The following is an 11,572-nucleotide window of genomic DNA, read 5'->3' on the forward strand; positions in this document are numbered from 1 at the left end:
ATCATAAATGTTGGTGCGAAAGTTGCATGCCCACCGGTTTGTGAAGCAATCCCTGGCACGGTCATGTAACTAGTTACTAAGAATTGGTTATCCTTAGCAGAAGTCTTGGTTGGCATGATGTAGTATGAATATGTCCAAGTACGACTGTTGATGTTTAGTTCATGTGAATATAATACAACTCCACTACCGTTTAAAGGCTTGTACTTACCAGTAAGACTGTCAGATACAAAACCTAATAGGTAGACTCCACGAGCATCCAATGTATTTGATGCCATTCGACTAGCACGGGTAATTGTAAACATGTAGTACTTACCATCGTGTTTTACGATATCTGGACGTTCAGTTTCATCATCAGTTGTGTTGAAAGCAACTAGTGGTTTTAGAATTTTCTTCACGGTGTAATCGTTATTTAATTCTACAATTCCAATCGCTGCATTCATGTATTGGGCTTTAATCCCTTCTCCAGTCTTCTTCATATAACTTTGGGAAGTAGTAATGTTAGTGATGGCTTGTGATAAATTGGTCACTTGTTGATTCAATTGGGCTAGTTGAATTGTATCTTCGGAACTAGTTTCCTTGATTTGATCATTAACCGCTTTAAGTGCCTTTTGGTAAGCACTAACTTGGCTCTTCAAGTTATTAGTACTATCAATCACGGCGGTTTGGACATCATTATTAAATAGTTTCTTTTGTTCGTCCTTTTGGAAACTCTTGCTACCACCGAAGTAAGCCATGTTAAAGAGGTTATCGATTCCTTGGTAACCAGTCTTAGTCCCAGTATTGGCTTCAAAGACTAGATATTTCTTACCGTGGTCTTCAATGTAGTGAGGATCACGAAGTGAAGTATCATCGAATCCCTTGCTATCTGGCCATTCGTTAGTGAATTGGTCAAAACTTTGGTAACTCTTACCTTCACTAGCAAAGACAGACTTATTATCGGTGGTCTTAGAATGATCAACGCTGACACCATTCTTATCAAACTTCAAAGTGAATTGAGCAGTACTTAAGTATTGGGCATTGTTAGAAGTTCCACCGTATAACTTACCACCAGTGTAATTAGTATAGAATAAGCGGAAATTATTGCTGTTATCTAGTTTAACGGCTGAACCGGACCATTGTTGAGTCAACATCTTTAAGTATTTATCAGTACTCTTAGCCCCTTCTAACTTAGTCTTAGTTAGTAAACCAGCGTTCTTCCAAGATTCAACACCCTTATTAGAGTCGCTAACCTTTTGGTAGAAAACGTAAATCTTAGCTTGGCCTAAACCGACTCCCACGTGGCCTGATTGCCATGGGTTCATGTTAGCAGCTAATGCTAACACGATGTGGTAACCATGATAAGTGGCAACAGTTCCATCAGAATTTTGAATTGGCCAACTGTCCCACACGTCCATTTGAGAACCACTATACAAACCAGTTTGGTGGGTAGTTGGGTTTTCAATTAGTTTGCCATCGCTGTCACGAGCAGTTTGAACTAAACTAGTGCTTCGTGCTGATGGAATGTCTTTAATATTCATACCCACAAATAAAGGCACCGCATACGCTGAATCTGTTTGGTTCTTTTCCAATAATGATAAATCATAGCGCGTGTAATGAGAAATTTCTGAATCATCACTGTAATTCTTCATGGTGTGGAAACGACCAGCTTTAATATAACCAGTGTATTGACTGAATTTAACCTTAAACATTTTATTTTTCTTACTGATAATACGAACGGGAATTCCGGCATTACTATGTTTAGCGTAGTTCTTACCAGTTCCACTTAATACATACGCACTAATACGGGTAAGCACTTTACTCTTTGGATCAGCTTTCGCATATAGCTTCGTATAATTCTTGACGTATCCATCGTAATTGACCGGATGATATTTACGATATTCTGCCTCTTTTTTAGCGATAATTTTTGCATTGCGAATCGCTTGGTAATGAAAATGATGGTAGACCTTATATCCTCCCACCAACACTACCAGAACCACAATGATTCCAACTAGATATTTATATTTTTTATTCATCAAACCACATTCCTATTCTCTTTTGTACTTAAATTAAACATACCATTATTAAAGAAACTTAAAAATAGTTTTCAAGTTTCTTATAAAAAAATTATATTTTCAACAAAAAAACCACCTCAGCTAAGAGATGGCTTTTAAATAATAATTATTATTTAATGATGTTCACAAATTGCTTACTTGCTGTGACATATTTACCATTAGTTAAATGTAAACGATAAGTGTTACCAACTTTAACGATGCTATTGAATGATAATTTCTTACCTTTTTTAATTGTATTCTTCTTGGTTTTAGCTGCATTATCTTTGAAAGTCTTAGTTGGATGTTGAACTAGTGTTTTCTTAACAACCGCAACGTGGTTGCCCTTTTTGACTGTAGTGTAATAAGCACTGTTATCAGTCTTCTTAGCGGTGGCCTTAACTGTTGCTACAGCTGCACGCATTGCTTTGTATTGAGCGGCGTTGCCGTTAGCTGCTAACTTAGTGTGGTATGCAGAAATGTAGTAAAAACCCGTTTCAGTTTGGACAACGTATCTTAACTTATTGCCGTCTTTGACCACTTTAACAACGTTGAAAGTGTCGCCATTGTTGTAAGCAGAAATTTGTTTATCAGATGATAATGATTTGTCAGTGTAGACAATACCATCATGAGTAGCAACGACTGTAAAGAAATTATGGTTCGCGATGGCTACCATTCCATCTTTAACAGAAGCGTCTTTATCATCAGCTAATTTAGTGTAGTAAGCAGAAATAAAATACTTACCATTTGGAGTCAGAACTTCATATCTTAACTTGTTACCATTCTTTTGCACCCCAACAACAGTTAATTTGTCACCATTATCATATGCACCAACTTGATCACCTTTTAATGTAGCATCTTGATATTGGAATCCAGAATGAGTGGCAATTACATCGAAACTAATTCCATCATATGTAGATTGACTATTTTCTGTACTTACAGTGCTATCCGCATTATTAGCGCTGGTGGCAGTGGTAGTAGTATTATTCGCATTATTAGCGCTGGTGGCAGTGGTAGTAGTATTATTCGCATTATTTCCTGACTGCACCTTAGCTAGAGCGTTTCCAATAATATCTGGAACCCCATCAGCGTGTACTACCACGTTTGTTCCTGCTGCAACAAATAGTAATGAACTTGCGGCAAAAAATGAAAATTGTGTTATTTTTTTCATGTTATTCATCTCCAAAATATGTAATGTTTTGATTCTATCATTTTTCTTTGTTAGTGCGCAAATATCTATCATCATAACAAAGTAGACAAATTATCCATTTCTTAATGCTTTCTTTAATTATTTTCATCTTTATTTGCGTTATAATGAAATAAATAATTGCAAAGGAGTTACATTATGAATTTTTTCCTAAATTCCAGTTTTAATGCTAAAAACTCTGGGATCGAACATGCCCAATTAAAACGTGCGAAGCTATTCGAAAAATTCGGTGAAGACTATCGCCTAGTTTTCCGTGAATGGAATCCATTGCTTCACTATCACTTGAATAAGAACGGTATCGAAGACAAGTACATTTTGAATATTTTTGATTACTTTCAAAATGCGCTTGATGTAGAGACTAAACCACTAACACCCAAAGATATTGAATTTGGGGTTGATAATCTAACTTACGATAAAGATAAAGAACAAAATAGAATCATTGTATACAGCAACAAGCAGATTGTTGGTCGTATCAACTTATTTGATAAAGAAGTTACTGACGATGACTTAGTTAAGTCTGTTGAATTATTTGATGGATTCTCTAACTTATACCGTGTTGATTTCTATGATTACCGTGGTTTCTTATCGATGGCACAATGGTACACACCTGATAACAAGATTGCAACTGAAACTTGGTATACTCCAGATGGTCGACCTGCTATTGAAGACTACTTTAGATTCAACGCAGCAGGAAAACTTGAGAAATCTGGTTTCAAAATTATTCGTAATGATGGTGCCGTTAGAACTCATAACAACATCGTTGGTGTCATTAAAGATTTTCTAGAAGAAATCAATGTCAATTTCATGGACAAAAAACATCCTAACATTTATGTAATGGATCGTTCAGACTATTTCGAAGAAATCTTAGAAACTCTTAATTCACCTACATATACAGTATTACACCTTCACAACTCACATGCTGGTGATGCCCAAAAAACTGACACCTCAATAATGAATAATAATTACGAATACTCATTAACCGATGCTAATAGATACGATGCAATTGTTAGTGCAACCGAAAAGCAAACTAAAGATGTTAAGACGCGTTTCGAACCTGACATCGATATGTTTACCATTCCGGTGGGAGTAATTAAAAACGAAGACTTAGATCAAGATCGCATACCAATGTCTGACCGTAAAAAACACAGTATTGTTGTTACCGCTCGTGTTGCTCCTGAAAAACAAATAAATAAAATTATCGATGCCATGGGTATGGCAAAAAAAGAAATTCCGGACATCAACATGGAAGTTTATGGATATGTTGACCATTCTAATGATGATATTGCTATGAAACGCATTAACGCATCCTTAGATGAATATGACCTTCGTGATGCCGTGAAATTACACGAATACACCAACGACGTTGCCGGTGTTCAACGTAACGCACAAATTTATGCTTTAGCTTCTGTCATGGAAGGCTTTAACTTAGCCTTAATGGAAGCTCAATCACAAGGTGATGTCGGTATTACCTTTGATACCAACTATGGTCCAAATGAATTAATCGTCAATGATGAAAACGGTTATGTAGTCGATTATGACGACACCAAAGCCCTATCAGATTGCATGGTAAAATTATTCACCGACGATGATTTATTACAATCAATGTCCGATAAGGCTTATGAATTATCAAATCGTTTTTCAGAAGACAGCGTTTGGAAGGCGTGGGAAGATTTAATTAATTCTGCTAAAAAGACTTGGCAAGATAAACTAAAGACATATCACTTCGACATCAAAAAAGGACTAAGTGATATGGAACATAAGGAGGCTTAATAATGACCAAGCAATATCTATTCGTTAATGAAAACATTTTTACCTTCAATTCCGGAACAGAATTCTCGGCCATGAATCGAGCTAAATTATTCAAGAAAAATGGTATTAATGCCAAAATTGTAACCAGAAATTATAATCCCAGTTTGCATCAAGAAATTGAAAAGTATGGAATTGATGATGATCAAGTATTAAACATGTACGACTATTTCCAAAACTATACTAATAAGAAAACACATCATGAATATTTACGTTACTCTCCTTTAGTTGATAAGCATGATTACAAAATTAACGGAGTTGATAACAATAGTTCCTACATTGAAAGATTAGGACAACGTATTGCTAAGGTATCAATTTTTCCATTAACCGTTGGTGAAATTGGTAATATTGATTACTATGACAACTTTGGTAATGTAGCCAGCCAAGATATTTTTGATTACCGTGGCTTCAAATCAAAAGAAGTTTACATGCATCCTGCTGGTGGTATTGGTCATGAATTAGTTTTTGACAAGAATGGTAATGTAGTGATTGAAATCACTCATATGAATGTTGGCGATCATGTCCTACCATCAATGTACAAATTATTAAATTACAAAGGAAAAACCTATCGTTTTAATACCGAGGATGACTTATTTGCTTTCTTCTTAGAAGAAATTAGTGATAAAAACACAGTTATTATTAATGATCGTCCTTCATTAACCACTGTAGTTGCTAAACTAAATACAGATGCACCTAAATACCAATATTTACACAATGTGCATACAGAAAATGCAACTGAGGCTAATAACCCTAACGCTATCTTATTTAACAACTTATACCCATTATTCGATGAATTTTTTGGTAAATTTGCTGGTATTATCGTGCCAACTGATAAGCAAAGAAAAGACCTTGAAAAGCGTTATCCAATGGGCAAGTTCTACAATATCTTTGATTCTGCTTTTGACTTAATGGACAACATTAAACCTGTAAGTAACCATAACATCACTTATATGGGTCGTGTTTTTAGAGACAAAAACATTAGCGAACTATTAACCATTATTCCAGCAATTCAACAACAAATCCCCGATGTACATTTAAACATCATGGGATACTTCGAATCTGCTGACTATAAAAATGAATTAGATGCGATTATCAAACAACTAAAGATTGAAAATGCAGTAAGTTTATTAGACTACAAAGTTAATCCTGATAAAGATAAAATTCTACGAGATACTCGAGTATTAGTCCAAACTTCTATGGGAGAAGGATTAAGTATGTCTCTAGTAGAAGGACTAAGCTATGGTATTCCTGAAGTGGCTTACGATGTGAATTATGGACCAAATGAAATCATTGAAAATAATGTTAATGGTTTCTTGATTGAACCTAAAGATATTGCTAGTTTAGCTAAACAAGTAATTGAACTTTTAAATAATCAAGATACTTATGAACGTATGCATGATCAATCAATTACAAAATCTATTAAGTTTAATCCCGATAATGTCTTTGAACAATGGAAAACATTTATTAATAAATAAAGTGTATACAAAAAGCTCCTATCCTTTTCGGATAGGAGCTTTTTTAATGCCTATCTATGATGTTTTTGCACAAAAGTCTTATTGGAAGTAATATATTGACCATTTCCAATGTATAGACGAGTGATACCACCTGTCTTAACTACTTTGACGACTTTTATCTTTTGACCACGTTTTAATTTCTTAACACGGTTATGTTTTGTAAAGTGCTTACTATCATGGATCCAGGCACCATTAGTCTTAATAACTCGATAATCAGTTTGGTTATTATTTTCTGATTGTTCATAGTAACCATTATCGTATTTATTTGGATCAACGTATTTACCCTTGACCTCTAGTTTCAACTTACCATTTACATACTTAAAGCCAGTTACCTTATAAACTGTTGCTTTATTTCTAGCGATGTTTAAGCTGTAAACATACTTAGGAACCGTTTGTAAATCCTTGTCAGTTGCAACAAAGTTCTTATTAGCAGTTACATATTCGTCCTTACCAATGTATAACCTAGTAATACCATTATGAGTTACAACTCTTTGGACTTTAATCTTGTCACCATATTTGATGAAACGAACACGGTTATCATTAGTAAAGTCCTTATCGTTATGAACCCAAACACCACCCTGGTTGATAACTTGGTAATTCTTAGTAGGTTCTGCAACTGGGTAATAAGCTTGGTTTTGGTTGATTACGACATTTGAAGAATTGCTTCCATTTAGACGGGCAATTTCAGATCGTAATTCCTCAATTTGATTTTCATAAGATTGAATCAGCTTACTATTATCGTAGTCCTTACCGCTTAATTGATTCTTCAAGTTGTTAATTTCTTGATTGAATTTATCTGCTTGACTACTTAGTGCAGCATGTTGGTTATTCATATCAGCAATAGAAGTAGCTTCTTGTTGCGCTTTTAAAATAGCCAAAGCATTTTCATACGATGCAGTCAATGAAGCCTTAAGTGAGTCAGCATTTGATTGAGCACTACTAATTGCTGAAGATTGGGCTGAATTCAATGCAGCAGAAGCGGTTGAGTTCGCGGCACTTAAGTCAGCAGCACTTTGTGATTGAAGTGATGCAAGTTGACTAGCAAACGCTGAACTTCTTTGTGCTGCTTGACTATCAGCAACTGATTGAGCTGAACTAATAGCTGAACTTTCAGCTGCTTGTAAACTGGCTTGTAATGAAGCCATTTGACTAGCAAATGTTGAGTTCATCGCATTAGATTGTGCTAGATAATCACTTGTAATCTTAGCTTGTTCAGATTGAGCTTGACTTTCCGCTCTGCTCTTAGCATCAGAAGATGCACTTGATGCGGCACTATTGATAGCAGATTGTGCAGAACTTCTTTCAGCAGCAATTAAACTGTCATATTCTGCTTTCAAACTATGTTGTGCATCAGCATTAGATTGTGAAAGACTATCCAATTCAGCTTTAGCACTTGAATTCAATTGATTTCTTAAATCATCAACCGCTTGATTAGCTGCTTGTGATTGGGCAGCATTTTGCGAAGCAATAGATGCAACCTTACTATCATATGAATCTCTGACACTATCAGCTACCGATTTTGCATATTCAGCAGCTGTTTGTGAAGCTAGTGATTCAGCAGAACTAATAATAGATTGAGCAACTGATGAAGCCGCTGCTGCATCTGATTTGGCTTTACTTTCAGCAAATGATAATGCTTTTGAGTTAACTTCTGCAGTTGCAATTGATTGAACTGCAGCTTGACTTTCAGCGGCTGACTTAGCAGCTGAAACTGCAGCGCTTAATAATGAATCCGCATTCTTAGAAGCTTCAACACTATCACTGTATGCTTTATCTTGAGCCGATTTCAATGCAGCTGCATTAGAATTAGCTGTAGCAATACTTGATTGGCGGGCCGCTTCTTGAGCTGCTGAAAGTGCATCATTCTTAGCTTGTTCTGCAGCTTGACTAGCGGCAAGACTATCTGCTGCTGCCTTACTATTAGCTGACGCTAAACTATTTGCATATTGAGAGTTCAATGAATCAATGATTGATTGAGCATCACTTTTAGCTTTATCTTGCGCTGATTGGACTGCAGAACTGATTTGATCTTGTGCTTTTTGAGAAGCAGCTAGACTATCTGCCGTTGCCTTACTTTGTGCTGAAGATAGTAAGTCAGCATTATGAGATTGTAATGAATTAATTTGGTTAGCAGCACTATTTCTAGCATCGTTAACTGCTGAATCTAATGCTGACTTAGCATTGCTAGAAGCAGCTACACTGTCAGCAATCGACTTGCTTTGAGCGGCAGCGATTGATGCATCATAGCTATTTTGAAGTGATTGAACCAATGAATTAGCTGAATTTTGTGCTGATTGACGGGCTGAATCTAATGCTGCTTGTCTAACTTCATCTGCACGTTGTGAAGCATTTGCACTATCTTGAGCTGCCTTATCTTGAGCTGCTTTCAATGCATTGGAATTAGCAATTGATTGATCCATTAGCATTTGGTTAGCTGAATTTTGCGCTGCTAAACTAGCTTGAGCTAATTTATCATCGTAAACGGATTGAGCTTGTTTGCTATCTTCAATCGCTTTTTGTTGTGCTGAATTTAATGCATCAGCATTTTGTTGTGATGTTGCGATTGATTGGGAATTTGCTAAACTTTGTGCGACAGATTGTGCTGAACTAACAGCTGAAGATTTAGCTTGTTCTGCAGCTTGACTTGCTGCAATCGAAGCTTGTTTGCTAGTTGCTAGCATGTCGCTAATCTTTTGTGCATATGAATTGTTCAATGAATTAATGTCATTATCAGCAGCTGCTTGAGCATCAGCTTTGGCTGAGGAAACAGCATCGTCCATTAATGACTTCGCATAACTTGCTGCGGCTGAACTATCTTTATCAGCTTTGGCTTGCGCGTCAGCTAATGCCTTGGAGTTTGATGATGATAGTGATGCATATACTGCTTTGGCTGAGTCTAATGCACTTTGTTGTGCTGAAGCAACTAAACTATCTTTTAGAGATTCTGCAACTGATGATGCGTTTCGACTATCTTGAGCCGCTTTATCTTGGGCATCTTGTAACGCCTTTGAAGCAGCTTGACTCGCAGCAGTTGATTGAGCTGAAGCTTGTTGACTTGCTAGTGATCGAGCTGAATCCACAGCGTCTTTTATAGCTTGAGCAGCACTTTGCGCAGCATTCAATGAATCATTCTTACTTTGTTGAGCTAATGATGCTAACGCATTAGAATTTGCAATCGATGTTGCTGTTGACTGTGCTGCGGCTTTTTGGCTAGCTTCTGTTGAAGCAGCATTAACTGCATCTTGAATTGCTTGAGCTGCACTGTTAGCAGCATTTTTACTGTCTTGTTCAGCCTTACTTTGTGCATCAGCTAACGCCTTAGAGTTAGCCTGAGATACAGCTTCTGCAGCTTGTTTAGCACGTTGTTCAGCATCAGATACCGCTTGAGAAATAGCATTAGATGATGCGATTGCATATGAACTTTCATATGCAGCCTTCTTACTATCAAAATCTGCGGCTGCTGAATCAGCTTTTTGTTGATTATCAGCCGTAATACTTGCAATCAAGCTTTGCAAATCAGATAAGCTTTGCTTGAATGCATTTGAATCATTTGTATATTTAGCTGTCAAACTATTGGCTAATGTTGCAAATGATTGGGCTGCTGATCTTGCGTTGCTAGTTGCTATCGAAACAGCAGTGCTATTTGCTGTTGATGCGGCTGCACTATCAGCTTTCAAACTGGAAATTTGATTTATATAACTATTCATTAAAGAAGTAGCTTTATCTAAAGCAGTTTGTGCAGCAGCACTAGATGCAGCTGAAGAATTTTGCAAGTCTGTAATTTTTTGGTTGTAAGAATCCTTAATTGATTGTTGTGCTTGAGATTCAGTATCTCTAGCCTTAGATTCAGCTTCGCTTTGTGCTTGAGAGTTCTTAGCTTGTTGCTGAGCCTCACTTAGAGCTTTAGATGCTGCTTCAGAAATAGCAGCAGATGATGCTTGGGAAGCTGCTGTTGAATCTGCCTTAGCTTTATCAATTGTATCGTTATAACTACTTTGTAGATCGCTTAATGCTTTTTGATAATTAACGACTTGTTCTGAAGTTGCTTTTTGATCATTTTGCAAATCAGAAATCATAGATTGATATGAAGAAATTACACTATTATAACTTGATTGCGCAGCAGAACTATTATTATATGCTGCTTCACTTGCAGCCTGACTTTCCCTTTGTATACTTGAAATTTCTGAACTATATGCAGAACTTTTATCAGCAGCATCTTGTTCGGCTTTCGCAAGAGAATCATTAGCTGCATTCAGCTTTTGTTTCAAAGCATTTAATTCAGCATCACGAGCATCACTTAGACTCTTAATATAACTACCGTACGAGCTATTTAGTGATGTTTGTGCTGATGATACAGCACTATTTTTATCAGAATCTGCTTGAGCTGAAGCTGACTTAGAATCATCAATTGCTTTTTGACTCAATGAGGCAATCGCTGATGAGTTTGCCAATGAAGTTGATAATGATTCTTGAGCAGCTGATGAACTAGCATCTAAACTAGTTTTAGCAATCGCAGCATTAATAGCAGCTTGGGCACTAGAAGAGGCGTTTTCTGAATCAGCTTTTGATTTTGCAATCAAATCATCAATTGCCTTTTGGTTAGCAATTGATGTTGCAACTGATTGTGCTGATGCAGAACTACTTGCTGTTTGTTGTGCCTTCGCAACAGCTTCATTGATTGCTTGTTGAGCGCTACTTGAAGCATTATTAGAATTATCTATGATTTGTTGTTGTAATGAGTTAATTACATCTTGATTACCCTTTGCAGTTGCTGCAGATTGTGCAGCTGCTTGCTTAGAAGCTTCATCTTGAGCAATTTGTACCGCACTTTGAATTGCAGATTGTGCACTGTTAGATGCGGCAATGGAATCAGCGGTACTCTTATCTTGCATTTGCTTGATAGTGTTCGAGTTAGCAGTTGATAATGCACTGTATTCAACAGAAGCTTGACTAGAAGCGACACTTCTAGCACTTGACGCAGCAGATTCAATTGCTGCAGCAGCACTAGATTGTAGTGA

5 protein-coding genes are annotated in these 11,572 nt (G+C 36.6%); 2 read left to right on the top strand and 3 right to left on the bottom strand.

Going from position 1 to position 11,572, the window contains the following annotated elements:
- Both M3005_RS05485 and M3005_RS05490 read right to left on the bottom strand, forming a co-directional pair.
- The coding region (locus M3005_RS05485; RefSeq protein ID WP_293794414.1) for a glycoside hydrolase family 68 protein at nt 1-2,012 on the bottom strand (2,012 nt) is incomplete at its 3' end.
- Between the two features lie 148 nt (nt 2,013-2,160).
- Nucleotides 2,161-3,198: a DUF5776 domain-containing protein gene (locus tag M3005_RS05490; RefSeq protein ID WP_293794416.1), complete on the bottom strand. Its 1,038-nt coding sequence runs from the start codon at nt 3,196-3,198 to the stop codon at nt 2,161-2,163.
- Between the two features lie 174 nt (nt 3,199-3,372).
- Here M3005_RS05490 and M3005_RS05495 point away from each other — a divergent pair, with 174 nt between their 5' ends.
- The gene (locus M3005_RS05495) at nt 3,373-5,004 is read left to right on the top strand and encodes a glycosyltransferase (RefSeq protein ID WP_293794417.1); all 1,632 of its coding nucleotides are present in this window, start codon (nt 3,373-3,375) and stop codon (nt 5,002-5,004) included.
- A gap of 2 nt (nt 5,005-5,006) precedes the next feature.
- A complete protein-coding gene (locus M3005_RS05500; RefSeq protein WP_293794418.1) occupies nt 5,007-6,515 on the top strand; it encodes a glycosyltransferase in 1,509 nt (502 codons plus the stop codon).
- Between the two features lie 50 nt (nt 6,516-6,565).
- Here the strand turns inward: M3005_RS05500 and M3005_RS05505 are convergent.
- Nucleotides 6,566-11,572: DUF5776 domain-containing protein (locus tag M3005_RS05505; protein ID WP_293794419.1), on the bottom strand; the 5,007-nt coding region annotated here is incomplete at its 5' end.

The sequence above is a fragment of the Apilactobacillus sp. genome (assembly GCF_025290035.1).
In the GTDB taxonomy this organism is placed as follows: domain Bacteria; phylum Bacillota; class Bacilli; order Lactobacillales; family Lactobacillaceae; genus Apilactobacillus.